Raw genomic sequence first — 13,699 nt, forward strand, 5'->3', positions numbered from 1 at the left:
CTCATACGCCCGATCATAGCTATATAGTCCGACGGAACGTCCGCGTCAGGGGCGACGTTGCATCCCCGTCGACCCCATGATAGCCGCGTGCCCCGAACCCGCGCGCGTTCCGCCGCGAACCAGAGAGATTTCCGCCTTCCCATGACCGACATCGACGCCGGCGCGGCCGCGCCCGAAGGCTCCGCCGAGCCCGGCATCCGCATCCTCGCCCAGTTCATCCGCGACCTGTCGATGGAAAACCCGCGCGCGCCCGACGCGCTGCGCCCCAGCCAGGACCAGCCGCAGATCGACCTCGGCGTCGAGATGAACGCCCGCGGTCGCGAGGATGGCCTGTTCGAGGTGGACCTGAAGCTCTCGGCCCGCGCCAACCGCACCGACGGCCCGCTGTTCCACGTCGAGCTGCTGTACGGCGGCGTGTTCCAGATTTCGGGCGTGCAGCCCGAGGAGATGGAGCCGGTGCTGCTGATCGAGTGCCCACGCTACCTCTTCCCGTTCGCGCGCCGGATCATCGCCGAGGTCACGTCCGAGGGCGGCTTCCCGCCCTTCCTGCTGGATCCGATCGACTTCGGCGGCGTCTACGCCGCGCGCAAGGCGCAGCAGGACCCGCAGGTCGGCCACGCCTAGCCCCGGGGCCGCGCGCCGCCTTCGCCTGCGCTTGCTTTCCCGCGTTAGGCCGCCTTCTCCTCGGCGGCCGCTTCGCGGCCTGCGCCGTCCAGGCCGAACGGCGCCCAGAGCGCTTCGCCCTTCACCTTGTCGCGGATGAAGGCGGCGTGGATCGCGCGCTCGGCTTCGGTCGCGCGCGACACGAAGGGGCGCGGACGCGGGCCGTAGTCGCCGCGGGCCGTCGCAGAGGCGGCGCCGACCGACATCGACGCCGTCAGCTCCAGCCTGCGCTCGCGGCCGCCCTTCAGCTCCAGATAGACGGCGGCCAGCAGCTTGGCGTCGATGAGCGCGCCATGTTTCTCGCGCTCGCTGAGCGAAATCTTGAAGCGCTTGCAGAGCGCGTCCAGCGAGTTGTGCATGCCCGGGAAGCGCTGCTTGGCCAGGCCCAGCGTGTCGATCCAGCGCGACTCCGGGATCTCGGCGCGGTCGCAGCGCGAAAGCTCCCAGTTCACGAAGCCGCGGTCGAAGGCGGCGTTGTGGGCGATGATCGGCGCGTCGCCGACGAACTCCAGGAACCTGTCGACGACCGTCTCGTCCTCGAACCGCGGCTTGCCGCGCAGGAACGCCGTCGACAGCCCGTGAATGCGCTCGGCCTCGGTCGGCATGTCGCGGCAGGGGTCGATGTAGACGTGGAAGCTGCGCCCGGTCGGCACGAACTGCTCGATCTCCAGCGCCGCCAGTTCGACCAGCCGGTCGCCAGTCAGCGGGTCGAACCCGGTGGTCTCGGTATCGAGAACGATCTCACGCGCCATGCGCCCGTCATGCCGTGCGTCGGCCCGCCCGGGCAACCGGCGCCGGGGGGATGTCCCCAATCCTCTGAAATCACCCACAACTCACCGCCATCGCCTGAGCGCCGATGTTCCCATATTGTTCGCATGCGCGCCACCCTGGTCATGCGGCGGCCGTCTGCGGCACGGGATCCCGGTCTTTGGCTGGCGGCATAACCGGGACGGCAACGGCGGAGGGGGTTCGGGGGTGGTGGCGTGACTACGTCCGCAGCTTGGCGATGATGTCGGTGACCTGGGCCTGGGCGTGTTCCAGGCCGCGGCCCGTGTCGACCACGTAGTGCGCCCGGGCGCGTTTCTCGGCGTCGGCAAGCTGTTGCGCCAGGATCGCGTCGAGGCGGTCCGGGGTCATGCCGGGGCGCGCCAGCACCCGTTCGCGCTGCATCTCCGGGGGGGCGGACACCACCACCACCGCATCGACGTTGGCGTGGCCGCCGGTCTCGTAGAGCAGCGGCACGTCCAGGACCACCATGTCGGCGCCGCTCGCCTCGGCGGCCTTGAAGAAGCCCACCCGGTCTCGGCCCACCAGCGGGTGGACGATGGCGTTCAGGCGCTTCAGCTCGTCGGGCTGGCCGAGCACGCGCCGGCGCAGCTCCTCGCGGTCGACCCGGCCGCCCTTCACCACGCCGGGAAAGGCTTCGCCCACCGGCCCCACCGCCGCGCCGCCCTCGTCGTAGAGGTCATGCACCGCCGCGTCGGCGTCGTAGACCGGGATGCCGGCGTCGCGGAACATCGCCGCGGTCGTCGACTTGCCCATGCCGATGGAGCCCGTCAGCCCGATCACTTTCATGGAGCGGCCACCTTCATCTCAACTGCTCCAGCGCCAGTTCGCGGACGTCGACCTCCGCCGGAGGGTACTCGCCGTAGAAGGCCTCGAACGACGGCTCCGCCTGGCGCACCAGCATCTCCAGCCCGTCGACCGTGGTCCGCCCCAGGTCCTGAGCCTGCTGCAGGAACGGGGTGACCAACGGCTTGTAGACCATGTCCATCACCACACAGGCAGGCTGGGTCGCATCGAGCGGCACGTCCAGCGACGGCGCGCCGCCCATCCCCGCGGAGGTCGCGTTGATCACCGCCGTCGAGAGGCCGAGCGCGCCGACGGCGTGGTTCAGGGGCAGGGGCGAGACCTTCTGCCCCAGCGCTGCGGCCATCGCCTCGGCCTTCTCGACCGTGCGGTTGACGACGAACACCTTCGGCGTGCCGGCCAGCAGCAACGCCGCGACCGCGCCGCGCGCGGCGCCCCCCGCGCCCAGCACCGTCACCGGCCCCAGCGCCGCATCCCACTTCGGCGCCTGGACCGCGAAGGCGCGCAGCATGCCGAAGCCGTCGGTGTTGTCGGCGAGGATCCGGCCGTCGGGTTCGAACAGCAGCAGGTTGGCCGCCCCAGCCAGCCGCGCGGCCTCGCTGGCCTTGTCGGCCGCCGCCAGCGCGTCGGCCTTGAACGGGATCGTCACATTGACCCCGCGCACCGCGCCGCCCCGGAACCCCTCCGCCAGGCGCCTGAAGCCGTGGGCGTCGGGCGCGAACGGCACGTAGACGCCGTCGATCCCCGCCGCCGCCAGCCAGGCGTTGTGCAGGATCGGCGACATCGACTGGGCGACGGGATGGCCCACTACCCCCGCGACGACCGTCCGGCCGGTGATCCTGCGCCCGGTCATGGCGTCAGCGCGCCGTGGCGGCGGAGGAGGTCGAGCAGGCCCAGCAGCGGCAGGCCCAGGATCGCGAAGTAGTCGCCCTCGATCTTCGCGAAGAGCTGGGCGCCGGGCCCCTCCAGCCGATAGCACCCCACCGACCCCAAGGCGCGCTCGCCTTCGTCTGCGAGGTAGTGCTCCAGGAAGTCGTCGGAGAAGTCGCGCATGGTGAGTTTCGCCGTGACCACCTCGCGCCAGATCGGCGCGCCCGCCTTTGCCACCACGACGGCCGAGTGCAGCTTGTGTGTCCTGCCGCGGAGCTCGAGCAGGCGGTCACGGGCCGCCGCGACGGTGTCGACCTTGTCGTAGAGCCGTCCGTCCAGGTCCAGCGTCTGGTCTGCGCCGATCACGAGATCGGACCGCCCCCGCGAAACCCGGATCGCCTTCAGCTCGGCCAACGCATCGGCCACGTCGCGCGGGCCCTGGCCCTCGGCGAGCAGCGAGGCCTTCACGGCGTCCTCGTCGACGCCGGCCACGGTCGCCTCGTAGGTGACGCCCGCCCCGTCCAGCACGGCGCGGCGCGCGGCGCTTTTCGACGCCAGCACGATCATCCCAGCACCTCGACCTGGCCGTGGCCGCGCGACAGCAGGTTCAGCACCGCCGCGGCGGTCTCCTCGACCGAGCGCCGCGTGACGTCGATGGTCGGCCAACCCTGGCGTTCGTAGAGCCGGCGCGCCGCGATGATCTCCTCGCGCACGGCCTCCTGGTCGGTATAGCTGGTGTCCCGCGTCTCCTTGAGGCTCAGCAGGCGGTTGCGGCGGATCTGGATGAGCCGGTCGGGCGAGATCAGCAGCCCCACGATGAGGGCGTTCTTGAGCTGGAACAGCTTCTCGGGCGGCGGCCGGGTGGGGACCAGCGGCACGTTGGCGGCGCGCACGCCCCGATGCGCCAGGTAGATGCAGGTCGGCGTCTTGGAGGTGCGCGACACGCCCAGCAGCACCACGTCGGCCTGATCGAGATCCTGCCCGCCCTGTCCGTCGTCGTGGCCGATGGCGTAGTTCAGGGCGTCCATGCGGTTGAAGTAGTCGTTGTCGAGACGCAGGTGCGCCCCCACGCGGCTGGTCGTCGCGGCGCCCAGGTAGCGCTGCATCGCCGAGACCAGCGGGTCCAACGCCGGCAGGCAGGGCATGTCGAGCCGGCGGCAGCCTTCCTCCAGCGCCGCACGCAGCTTGTCGTCGACGATGGTGTGCAGGACGATGCCCGGCGACTCCTCGATGTCGTCCAGGGCCCGGTCGAGCTGCCGCTGCGAGCGCACCAGGGCGTAAATGTGCTCGATCGGCAGCACGTTCTCGAAGCGCGCACACACCGCGCGCGCCATGGCGTTCAGCGTCTCACCGGTCGAATCCGACACCAGATGGATATGGAAGTACGTGGCGAGGCGGGGCTGGGCGGTCATCGGGCGGCGAAAATCCCTGGGCCGGAATCCTGGGGACGGATCCTGTGGATTCAGTCTTAGCGAAGCTGGACGCCGTTGGGGATAGAGGCCGTCGCGGAAACCCGCCCCGGCCGTCCCGGTGGATCGCGTGGAGCGATCGGCCCGTTTACGATCTGTTAATCCTCAGGCCCGGCGGGCTGGGCGCCGTTCCCCCCCACCGGCGCCCGCGGACCTGTGTTTCCGCCTCGGCGCCCCGCGTTCTCCCCGCAGGTCTTAACGAATCCTTAAGGGCTGTCAGAGGCGGCTGGCGGCTTTCCCCGGAACTCACAGGGTCTGTGCATGAACCGCGCGGCCTTGGGACAAGCCGGGGACAGCCGGAGGATTGTCAAAGGATCATCAAGGTTTTCCACGCGGCCCACCGGGCCAACCTCTCCTTCTCCAACCAACTTCAAGACTCTTTCCTTTTGAAGGGAGGAAGGCCGGGCAGGGGAGAGCTTGAGCCCGGGCGCCGGGCAGGCTTTAAGGCTCCCATGAGCGAGACACCCCGCCTTCTGCGTGTCCTGGCCGGCGAGACCCTGGAGCGGCCGCCCGTGTGGTTCATGCGCCAGGCCGGCCGGTCGCTGCCGGAGTATCTGGAGCTGCGGGCCCGGGCGAAGGACTTCATGGATCTGGCCTTCAATCCCGAGATGGCGGCCGAGGTCACGCTGCAACCCATGCGCCGCTTCCCCATGGATGCGGCGATCGTGTTTTCCGACATCCTGGTGATCCCGCTGGCGCTGGGCCAGGACGTCTGGTTCGAGGCGGGCGAGGGGCCCCGCCTGGGCCCATTGCCGTCGATCGGGCAGCTCCGCGACGCCGTCGAGGGCTCGACCGCCAGGCTGGCGAACGTCGGCGAGACCCTGGCCCGCGTCCGCGCCGAACTGGAGCCGGAACGCGCTCTGATCGGGTTCGCCGGCGCGCCCTGGACGGTGGCCACCTACATGCTGGAAGGCCGCGGCTCCCAGCGCGAGGCGGCGCGGACCTACGCCTACCAGCACCCGGAGGCGCTGGACGCCCTGCTGGACGTGCTGGTCGACGCCACCGCCCGCTATCTGGTCATGCAGGCGCGTTCGGGCGCCCAGGTGCTGAAGCTGTTCGAGAGCTGGGCCGAGAACCTGCCCGAGGACGTCTTCGAGCGGATCGTCATCGGCCCGCATCAGCGCATCGTCGAGAAGGTCCGTGCCGCCGGTGTCGACGCCCCCTTCATCGGCTTCCCGCGCGGCTGCGGCGCGCTGGTCGCGAACTATGCGGCGAAGGTCCCGGTGAACGCCGTCGCCCTCGACACCCAAGCCTCGGCGGCGATGGGCCGCCAGATCCAGCAGGGCGGCCAGGCGATCCAGGGCGCCCTCGACAACCTGCTGCTGGCCACGGGCGGCCCCGCGCTGGACGCCCGCGTCGAACAGCTCCTCGAGCAGTGGTCGGGCGGGCCCTACATCTTCAACCTCGGCCACGGCGTCATGCCCACGACGCCGATCAGCCACATCGCCCGCGTGGTCGAACGCGTCACCGGCAAGCCCGCGAAGGCGCTGGCGGCAGAGTGACGAAGCTCGCGGTCGTCCTCTTCAACCTCGGAGGCCCCGATGGCCCCGCGGCCGTGCGGCCGTTCCTCTTCAACCTCTTCCGCGATCCGGCGATCATCCAGCTCCCGGCCATCGCCCGCTACCCACTGGCGGCCGCCATCGCGGTCGGACGCACGAAGACCGCCCAGGCGAACTACGCGATCATGGGCGGCGGATCGCCCCTGCTGCCCGAGACGAAGGCCCAGGCCGAGGCCCTGGAGACGAAGCTGCGGGCGGCCGGCCACGACGCCCGCGTCTTCGTCGCCATGCGCTACTGGAAGCCCTTCGCCGCCGAGACGGCGCGTGAGGTCGCCGCGTTCGAGCCTGACGAGATCGTGCTGCTGCCGCTCTATCCGCAGTACTCGACCACGACCACCGGCTCGTCGCTGAAGCAATGGGCCGGCGTCTACAAGGGCCCAGGCCGGGTCCGCGCCGTCGGCTGCTACCCCACCGCGGACGGCCTGATCGAAGCCCACGCCGCGGAGATCCGCCGCGTCTACGAGCGCGCCGGCCGTCCGGCGGGCTTGCGCCTGCTGTTCTCCGCCCACGGCCTGCCCCAGCGCGTCGTGGACGCCGGCGACCCCTATCAGGCGCAGATCGAGGCCACCGCCGCGGCCATCGCGGCGCGACTGCCCGAGCTGGCGGACTGGCAGGTCTGCTACCAGAGCCGCGTCGGCCGCCTCGTCTGGCTGGGCCCGTCGATCGATGAGGCGATCCACAGGGCGGCCCTGGACGACAAAGGCGTGCTGGTCTCTCCCATCGCCTTCGTGTCGGAACACGTCGAGACCCTGGTCGAGCTGGACCACGAGTACGCCGCGGCCGCGAAGCGCCTGGGCGTCACGCCGTACCTGCGCGCCCGCACGCCGGGCGTGGCGACCAGCTTCATCGACGCCCTGGCCGCTGCGGTCACCGATGCGCTCGGCCGCGCCGGCGCCAACCCCTACGGGCCCTGGCTCTGCCCGGCGGGTCATGCCAAGTGTGCGTGCCGGGAACAGGAGCGCGCGTGAGATGGGTTGGCCGGACGTCCTCAGCTACGATCTGCTGCGCGGCCTGCACATCATCGCGGTGATCGCCTGGATGAGCGGCATGATGTACCTGCCGCGCCTCTTCGCGTACCACACCGAGACCGCCCCGCCCGGCAGCGAATTCGACGCCCACTTCAAGGTGTGGGAGGCGAAGCTGCTGCGCATCATCATCAACCCGGCGATGGTGCTGACCTGGATACTCGGCGTCACCCTGATCCTCTGGCACGTCTACGCCGCCCAGGAAGGCTGGGGCTTCCTCGCCCAGCCGTGGATGATCGTGAAGCTTTCCGTGGTGATCGCGCTTTCGGGCTGGCACGGCTTCCTGGCGGGCGCGCGCCGCAAGATCGCCGCCGGCCAGCGGCCCCGGAGCGCGAAGTTCTGGCGCGCCACCAACGAGATCCCCTTCCTGCTGGCCATCGTCGCAGTGCTGGCGGTGACCTTGCAATTCGGGCAGCGCTGACTGGGGCTCTTGAAACCTCCCGCGCCAACCCCACGTCTTGACCCTGAGGCGCGGACATGGTTCCCCTCGGATACGCGTCGGCCTCCGGCGCGCCCCGCCTTTCACCGGCCCCGCTGCCTCCGATTCCAAGACGTCGGTCGCCCGGACCCGCCGGTTCCCACGAGACGAGAACAACGGCGCTGAACGGCGCCCACACCACGACCAGACCGCACCGGGACTCCGTCCTGGGGCGCGAGATTGCAAAGTGAATTCAGATGACTGACGAAACCCAGGACAACATCCCGGCTGACGAGAACGACGTCGACACCGTCGTCGCCGAAGCCGAGGACACCGCCGCGGAAGCCGAAGGCGCGGACGTCGCCGCCGAGGCCGAAGCCGAAGACGACGAACCGGAAGAGCCCAGCCAGGCCTCCAAGGCCATCGCCGCCATGGGCCTGACGCGCATGAGCCTGCAGGAGCTCAAGGACAAGTCGCCCGCCGACCTGCTGGCGCTCGCCGAACAGCTCGAAGTCGAATCCGCGAACTCCATGCGCAAGCAGGACATGATGTTCGCGATCCTCAAGACGCTGGCCGAAGAGGGCGTCGAGATCGAGGGCTCGGGCACGCTGGAAGTTGTGCAGGACGGCTTCGGCTTCCTGCGCTCGCCGGAAGCCAACTACCTGCCGGGCCCCGACGACGTCTACGTCTCGCCCTCGCAGATCCGGAAGTTCGGCCTGCGCACCGGCGACACCGTGGTGGGCGCCGTGCGCGCGCCGCGCGAAGGGGAACGCTACTTCGCCCTCGTCAACGTGCGTCAGATCAACTTCGAGGCGCCCGAGAACGTCCGCCACAAGGTGATGTTCGACAACCTGACGCCGCTCTACCCCGACCAGCGCCTGACGATGGAGATCCAGGATCCCACGCTGAAGGACCGCTCGGGCCGCGTCATCGACATCGTCGCGCCCTTGGGCAAGGGCCAGCGCTGCCTGATCACCGCGCCGCCGCGGGTCGGCAAGACGGTGATGCTGCAGAACATCGCCAAGTCGATCGAGACCAACCACCCCGAGTGCTACCTGATCGTCCTGCTGATCGACGAGCGCCCGGAGGAAGTCACCGACATGCAGCGCACGGTGAAGGGCGAGGTCATCTCCTCCACCTTCGACGAGCCGGCGACCCGCCACGTTCAGGTGGCGGAGATGGTGATCGAGAAGGCCAAGCGCCTGGTCGAGCACAAGCGCGACGTGGTGATCCTGCTGGACTCGGTCACCCGCCTTGGCCGCGCCTACAACACCGTGGTCCCGTCGTCGGGCAAGGTCCTGACCGGCGGCGTCGACGCCAACGCCCTGCAGCGCCCCAAGCGCTTCTTCGGCGCCGCGCGGAACATCGAGGAGGGCGGCTCGCTCACGATCATCGCCACGGCCCTGATCGACACCGGCAGCCGGATGGACGAAGTCATCTTCGAAGAGTTCAAGGGCACCGGTAACTCGGAAATCGTCCTCGACCGCAAGGTCGCCGACAAGCGCATCTATCCGGCGATCGACGTGCTCAAGTCCGGCACCCGCAAGGAAGAGCTCATCACCGACAAGGCCAACCTGCAGAAAACCTACATCCTGCGCCGCATCCTGAACCCGATGGGGGCCCAGGACGCGATCGAGTTCCTGCTCGACAAGCTGCGGCAGTCGAAGAACAACGACGACTTCTTCCAGTCGATGAACACGTAAGAGCTGTCGTCCCGGTCTGGGCGCAGACCCGAGGCCGGGACCCAGGCGCGGCGCTTCGGTGGGAAGGCGCGGCGCCCGTGCCGCGTTGCGCCACCGAACACCGTTCGGAACGGGCAGAAAAACCCTAACGAAAACAACGCCTGATTTCGAAATTGGCCATATGGCGAATTTCGGAGCGGGCGGCGCATGCGGATGCGTCTCCGCGCGCCTGGGACGAGGCCCGCAGCGCTCCGGGCGCGTCGGTCCGACCCCAGCAGTTTACCCGCGGTAGCGCCCGGCCATACCTGCGCTTCGATGTTTCACGTGAAACAGGCTTGGCCCTACGGGTTGGCCCGCGTCCAGGTCGTATCGCGCCCCATCTGGTGGACCACGGCGCGCGTGACCGGCCCGCCCGCCGGGTCGCGCTCGAACGTCACCTGGGCGTCGACCACCTTCCAGAAGAAGTCGTTCGGGCCCTCCGGGAAGATCTCGTAGCGGGCCTGGCCGGTGAGCTGCGCGAACAGCCGGGCGCCCTCCTGCGACACCTCCATCTTCATCGCGGACGCGAGGTGGTAGACCCCGACGAACGGCGCAATGGCCGCCGAGGGCAGGGCGATCGCCACCCGCGGCGGCGGCGCCGGCTGCAGCTTCGAGAGCGGCCGTCCGGCCAGGATGTGGAAGCCGATGTCGTCCCCGCCGGCCACGGTAGCGGCGTTGGTCAGGACCACGACCCCGATGCGCGACTTCGGGTCGAAGCCGAAGAAGCTGCGATAGCCGCCGGTGCCGCCGTTGTGCCAGTAGACCTCGCCGCTCGAGACGTGCCAGCCCAGCGCCATGTCCACCGGCGCCGGACCCTTGCGGCGCGGGACGAGCTGGTCGGCCATGGCGCCGGCGAGCGGGGAGGGGGCGTAGCGCAACTCCGCAGCCAGGAACGTCAGCAGGTCGTCCGCGGTGGAGCGGATCGCGCCGGCGCCGGCCAGAGCGTCGAGGTCCCAGTTGGCCGCGGGCGCCAGCGTCGCGGTATGGCCGGCCGCCAGCCGCGCCTTCAGCGGCGCAGTCAGCGCGATGGTCGTGTCGCGCATCTTCAGCGGCTCGAGGATGCGCCGGCGCAACAGCGCCTCATAGGTCATACCCGCCTCGCGGGCGAGGACGTCGCCGAGCAGGCCCGCGCCCAGGTTCGAGTATTCGTACTGCGCCCCGATGTCCCGGGTGAGGGCGTAGCCGCTTAGATAGGCGTAGAGCTTGGCCGCATCGTAGTCGGCATAGGGGTTCTCGGGGTTCGCCGGCTTGAAGTTGTCCGGCATGCGCGGCAGGCCCGAGGTGTGGGTCGCCAGGTCGATCAGGGTGATCTGTCTTCCGCCCCGTTCGGGCATGCGGGCCCCGGCGGGCGCGTACTTCGCGACCGGATCGTCGAGGCGAACCTCGCCCCGCCGCACCGCGTCGGCCAGGAGCAGCGAAGTGAACACCTTGGTCATCGATCCGATCTCGAAGACCGTGCCGCCGTCCAGCGGCCGCGAATGGGGCGCCCGCGCCGCGACTCCGTGGCTGACCACCCGCCGACCCTTCGCGTCGATCACGCCGACGACGATGCCGACGCCCTGTCGCAGCGTGTCGATCCGCTCCGCCAGGATCCGGTCGATCGCCCCGTTGTCGGGGGCGACCCACGCCGGCTGCGCCCTCGCGCCGGGCGCAGCCACCGCCGCCAGCATGCCCGCACCCACCGCCCGCCGGGACATCCTCATGCGCCACCCTCCGCCACCGGGAGAGATAGTCACGCCGGAGGCCGGGCGTCGACAACCGGAGCAGCGCTGTTTCACGTGAAACGGGGCCGGCCCGTCATGGTCGTCCCACCCCGGTTGTCATCCCATCCCGGGATGTCAGGCGACGAGGTCAGGGCAACAGCAGGCTCGCGCCGACCGTGGCGCGGCCTTCCAGGGCCTCGTGCGCCTTGCGGGCGTCGGCGAGGGGAAACGTCTGGCCGATCTCGATCCGGATCTTTCCCGACAGGACCATCTCGAACACCGCTGCGGCGCTGGCGGCCAGCTCCTCCGCCGTCACGACGTAGTCGAACAACGTCGGGCGCGTCAGGTAGAGCGAGCCGCCCGCGGCGAGACGACCGGGGGCGAAGGGCGCCACCGGCCCCGAAGCGTTGCCGAAGCTCACGAACAGCCCCCGGCGCGCCAGGCTGCCCAGCGTGCCCTCGAAGGTGTCCTTGCCGACCGAGTCGTAGGCCACCGGCACGCCCTTGCCGCCGGTGATCCGCTTCACTTCGGCGGCTACATCCTGCTCGCGGTAGAGGATCACGTGGTCGGCGCCCAGGGCGCGGGCCCTGGCGGCCTTCTCGTCCGAGCCGACGGTGGCGATCACCTCGGCGCCGATCGCCTTCAGCCACTGGGTCATGATCTGGCCCACGCCGCCCACGGCCGCATGCACCAGCACCGTCTCGCCGGCCCTCACCGGATAGGTCCGGCAGACGAAGGCCTCGGTGGTCATACCCTTCAGCAGGATCGCCGCAGCCGTGCGCGCGTCGATCCCTTCGGGCAGCTTCACCAGGCGGTCGTCTTGGACACAGTTGGCCTCGGCATAGGCGCCGAAGCCGCCGGAATAGGCGACCCGGTCGCCGATCTTCACGGCCGTCACGCCCTCGCCGACGGCGTCCACCACGCCCGCCGCCTCGCCGCCCGGGATGCAGGGCAGTTTCACGGGGTAGAGGCCCGTGCGGTGGTAGGTGTCGATGAAGTTGATGCCGGTCGCCTCGTGGCGCACCCGCGCTTGGCCCGGCCTGGGCTCCGGGAGGGGGACGTCGACGACCTCGAGCACCTCGGGACCGCCGGTCCGGGTGAATTGAACCGCGCGCATCAGCCGATCGTCCTTTCGAAGAATTGCAGGGTGCGGCCGCCGGCCAGCCTGGCGTCGCCTTCGTGGTAGTGCTCGCCGCCCGCGCGCGCGAAGGCGTGGTCACGGCCGGGGTAGCTGTGGATCTCCACGTTGGGGTGGTCCTTCAGCGCCTGCTTGATGATCGCCTGCGCGGTCGGCGGCACGAAGCCGTCCTCCTCGGCGATGTGCAGCATCAGCGGCCGGGTCAGCTTCTCGGCCTCGCCGACGACGCCTTCGATGCCGACGCCGTAGTAGCCCACCGCCGCGTCGACGTCGGTGCGGGTGGCGGCCAGGAAGGCCAGACGGCCGCCCAGGCAGAAGCCGACGCAGCCCACCTTGTCGTTGCTCTGCGCGTCGGCGCGGATCCTGGTGATCGTCGCCTGGATGTCCTTCACGCCCAGGTCCACGTCGAAGGCGTTGAAGAGCGCGAACGCCTTGTCCCACTCGACCTTGGACTTGTCGGTGATGTCGATGTCGGGCTCGATCCGCCAGAAGAGGTCGGGGCAGATCGCCAGGTAGCCCTGGGCCGCCAGCCCGTCGGTGATGTCGCGCATCACCTGGTTCACCCCGAAGATCTCCTGGATCACCACCACGGCGGGCGCGGTCTCGGCCTCGGGGCGCGCCACATAGGCGGAAAACCCGCCGTCCGGCGTCGAAATGGTGATGCGTTCGCCCATGTCCCGTCCTCGCGTTGAAAGCCGCCCTGGCCTACTAGCGCACCGGGGCCGGTCGCAGCCATATTCCGCCGACCATAGGGAAGGCCAGACACGATGAAGATGACCATCGAAGTGGACTGCTCGCCGGAAGAGGCCCGCCGCTTCCTCGGCCTGCCGGACGTGAGCGCGTTGAACGAGCACCTGGTGTCCGAGATGAGCAAACGGATCGACGCCAACATCAACATGCTCAATCCCGAGGAGTTCATGAAGAACTGGATGAGCTTCGGGACCGGCGCCCAGGAGCAGTTCCGTAGGTTCATGGACGCCGCCACGACCCGGAAATGACCGACACCATCTACGCGCCGGCCACGGCTGCGGGTCGCGCGGCCGTCGCAGTCGTGCGCCTGTCGGGCCCCGCCGTGCGCTCGGCGCTCCGCGAGCTGACGGGCAGCGTGCCCGACGCGCGCGTGGCGACGTTGAAGGCCCTGCGCGATCAGGACGGCGAACTGATCGACCAGGCGCTGGTCCTCTATTTCCAGGCCCCCAACAGCTACACCGGCGAGGACGTCGCCGAGTTGCAGATTCACGGCGGTCCCGCGGTGATGGGCGCCCTGATCGCCGCCCTGGCCGAGCTGGACCTGCGCCTCGCCGAGCCCGGCGAGTTCACCCGCCGCGCCTTCGAGCACGGCAAACTGGACCTCGCCCAGGCCGAAGGCGTCGCCGACCTCGTCGAGGCCGAGACCGAGGCCCAGCGGCGGCAGGCCCTCGAGCAACTGGGCGGGCGGCTCTCCGACGTCCAGGCGCGCTGGAGCGAGGCGCTGCTGGAAGCGCTGGCCATGCTGGAAGCCGCCGTCGACTTCCCCGACGAGGAGGTGCCGGCCGACGTCGCC

The 13,699-nt window shown here is 70.0% G+C and carries 14 protein-coding genes and 1 pseudogene; 7 read left to right on the top strand and 8 right to left on the bottom strand.

The window, feature by feature from the left end; all coding sequences use genetic code 11:
* The first annotated feature begins 141 nt into the window (after nucleotides 1-141).
* Nucleotides 142-624 (top strand): protein-export chaperone SecB, encoded by a 483-nt coding sequence (gene secB, locus JNL41_RS01875; RefSeq protein ID WP_293472570.1) that lies wholly within the window; start codon nucleotides 142-144, stop codon nucleotides 622-624.
* A gap of 44 nt (nucleotides 625-668) precedes the next feature.
* On the opposite strand, the gene dnaQ is transcribed toward secB, so the two are convergent.
* The 5 genes from dnaQ to JNL41_RS01900 all read right to left on the bottom strand — a co-directional run bounded on the left by dnaQ (nucleotide 669) and on the right by JNL41_RS01900 (nucleotide 4,535).
* The gene (gene dnaQ / locus JNL41_RS01880; protein WP_293472571.1) at nucleotides 669-1,415 is read right to left on the bottom strand and encodes a DNA polymerase III subunit epsilon; all 747 of its coding nucleotides are present in this window, start codon (nucleotides 1,413-1,415) and stop codon (nucleotides 669-671) included.
* A gap of 235 nt (nucleotides 1,416-1,650) precedes the next feature.
* Nucleotides 1,651-2,238 carry a dephospho-CoA kinase gene (gene coaE / locus JNL41_RS01885; RefSeq protein ID WP_293472572.1) on the bottom strand — a complete coding sequence of 196 codons (588 nt, stop codon included), beginning with the start codon at nucleotides 2,236-2,238 and terminating at the stop codon, nucleotides 1,651-1,653.
* Between the two features lie 13 nt (nucleotides 2,239-2,251).
* A complete protein-coding gene (gene aroE / locus JNL41_RS01890; RefSeq protein ID WP_293472573.1) occupies nucleotides 2,252-3,106 on the bottom strand; it encodes a shikimate dehydrogenase in 855 nt (284 codons plus the stop codon).
* On the bottom strand, nucleotides 3,103-3,690 hold the full coding sequence (locus tag JNL41_RS01895) for a Maf family protein (protein ID WP_293472574.1): 588 nt from the start codon (nucleotides 3,688-3,690) through the stop codon (nucleotides 3,103-3,105). Before JNL41_RS01895 ends, aroE begins: the two co-directional genes overlap by 4 nt.
* Nucleotides 3,687-4,535, bottom strand: a complete 849-nt coding sequence (locus JNL41_RS01900) for a pyruvate, water dikinase regulatory protein (RefSeq protein ID WP_293472575.1) — start codon at nucleotides 4,533-4,535, stop codon at nucleotides 3,687-3,689. The genes JNL41_RS01895 and JNL41_RS01900 overlap by 4 nt, the downstream gene beginning before the upstream one ends.
* A 509-nt stretch (nucleotides 4,536-5,044) precedes the next feature.
* On the opposite strand from JNL41_RS01900, the gene hemE reads away from it, so the two are divergent.
* The 4 genes from hemE (at nucleotide 5,045) to rho (ending at nucleotide 9,297) form a co-directional block, all read left to right on the top strand.
* Entirely contained in the window at nucleotides 5,045-6,094 is a 1,050-nt protein-coding gene (hemE, locus tag JNL41_RS01905) for a uroporphyrinogen decarboxylase (protein WP_293472576.1), read from the top strand.
* Nucleotides 6,091-7,119 (top strand): ferrochelatase, encoded by a 1,029-nt coding sequence (gene hemH / locus JNL41_RS01910; protein ID WP_293472577.1) that lies wholly within the window; start codon nucleotides 6,091-6,093, stop codon nucleotides 7,117-7,119. Before hemE ends, hemH begins: the two co-directional genes overlap by 4 nt.
* 1 nt (nucleotide 7,120) lies before the next feature.
* On the top strand, nucleotides 7,121-7,597 hold the full coding sequence (locus tag JNL41_RS01915) for a CopD family protein (RefSeq protein ID WP_293472578.1): 477 nt from the start codon (nucleotides 7,121-7,123) through the stop codon (nucleotides 7,595-7,597).
* A 254-nt stretch (nucleotides 7,598-7,851) separates the two neighbouring features.
* Nucleotides 7,852-9,297 carry a transcription termination factor Rho gene (gene rho, locus JNL41_RS01920; protein ID WP_293472579.1) on the top strand — a complete coding sequence of 482 codons (1,446 nt, stop codon included), beginning with the start codon at nucleotides 7,852-7,854 and terminating at the stop codon, nucleotides 9,295-9,297.
* Nucleotides 9,298-9,617: 320 nt separating this feature from the next.
* On the opposite strand, the gene JNL41_RS01925 is transcribed toward rho, so the two are convergent.
* The 3 genes from JNL41_RS01925 to JNL41_RS01935 all read right to left on the bottom strand — a co-directional run bounded on the left by JNL41_RS01925 (nucleotide 9,618) and on the right by JNL41_RS01935 (nucleotide 12,830).
* A complete protein-coding gene (locus tag JNL41_RS01925) occupies nucleotides 9,618-11,018 on the bottom strand; it encodes a serine hydrolase (protein WP_293472580.1) in 1,401 nt (466 codons plus the stop codon).
* 148 nt (nucleotides 11,019-11,166) lie between these two features.
* Nucleotides 11,167-12,135, bottom strand: a complete 969-nt coding sequence (locus JNL41_RS01930; protein ID WP_293472581.1) for a quinone oxidoreductase — start codon at nucleotides 12,133-12,135, stop codon at nucleotides 11,167-11,169.
* Nucleotides 12,135-12,830, bottom strand: coding sequence for a dienelactone hydrolase family protein (locus JNL41_RS01935; protein ID WP_293472582.1), 696 nt, complete (start codon nucleotides 12,828-12,830; stop codon nucleotides 12,135-12,137). Before JNL41_RS01935 ends, JNL41_RS01930 begins: the two co-directional genes overlap by 1 nt.
* Nucleotides 12,831-12,923: 93 nt before the next feature.
* Between JNL41_RS01935 and JNL41_RS01940 the strand changes: the two genes are divergently transcribed.
* Together JNL41_RS01940 and JNL41_RS01945 are read left to right on the top strand one after the other, a co-directional pair.
* A complete protein-coding gene (locus tag JNL41_RS01940; protein WP_293472583.1) occupies nucleotides 12,924-13,154 on the top strand; it encodes a DUF6489 family protein in 231 nt (76 codons plus the stop codon).
* Nucleotides 13,151-13,699: pseudogene (locus tag JNL41_RS01945) on the top strand (tRNA uridine-5-carboxymethylaminomethyl(34) synthesis GTPase MnmE); the annotation flags it as partial. The gene JNL41_RS01940 and the pseudogene JNL41_RS01945, both read left to right, overlap by 4 nt.

It is taken from the genome of Phenylobacterium sp. (genome assembly GCF_016793285.1).
GTDB lineage: Bacteria > Pseudomonadota > Alphaproteobacteria > Caulobacterales > Caulobacteraceae > Phenylobacterium.

Coding starts and splice junctions, on each gene's coding strand:
- secB (WP_293472570.1), top strand. CDS start 142: ATGACCGACATCGACGCCGGCGCGGCCGCGCCCGAAGGCTCCGCCGAG.
- dnaQ (WP_293472571.1), bottom strand. CDS start 1,415: ATGGCGCGTGAGATCGTTCTCGATACCGAGACCACCGGGTTCGACCCG.
- coaE (WP_293472572.1), bottom strand. CDS start 2,238: ATGAAAGTGATCGGGCTGACGGGCTCCATCGGCATGGGCAAGTCGACG.
- aroE (WP_293472573.1), bottom strand. CDS start 3,106: ATGACCGGGCGCAGGATCACCGGCCGGACGGTCGTCGCGGGGGTAGTG.
- JNL41_RS01895 (WP_293472574.1), bottom strand. CDS start 3,690: ATGATCGTGCTGGCGTCGAAAAGCGCCGCGCGCCGCGCCGTGCTGGAC.
- JNL41_RS01900 (WP_293472575.1), bottom strand. CDS start 4,535: ATGACCGCCCAGCCCCGCCTCGCCACGTACTTCCATATCCATCTGGTG.
- hemE (WP_293472576.1), top strand. CDS start 5,045: ATGAGCGAGACACCCCGCCTTCTGCGTGTCCTGGCCGGCGAGACCCTG.
- JNL41_RS01915 (WP_293472578.1), top strand. CDS start 7,121: ATGGGTTGGCCGGACGTCCTCAGCTACGATCTGCTGCGCGGCCTGCAC.
- rho (WP_293472579.1), top strand. CDS start 7,852: ATGACTGACGAAACCCAGGACAACATCCCGGCTGACGAGAACGACGTC.
- JNL41_RS01925 (WP_293472580.1), bottom strand. CDS start 11,018: ATGAGGATGTCCCGGCGGGCGGTGGGTGCGGGCATGCTGGCGGCGGTG.
- JNL41_RS01930 (WP_293472581.1), bottom strand. CDS start 12,135: ATGCGCGCGGTTCAATTCACCCGGACCGGCGGTCCCGAGGTGCTCGAG.
- JNL41_RS01935 (WP_293472582.1), bottom strand. CDS start 12,830: ATGGGCGAACGCATCACCATTTCGACGCCGGACGGCGGGTTTTCCGCC.
- JNL41_RS01940 (WP_293472583.1), top strand. CDS start 12,924: ATGAAGATGACCATCGAAGTGGACTGCTCGCCGGAAGAGGCCCGCCGC.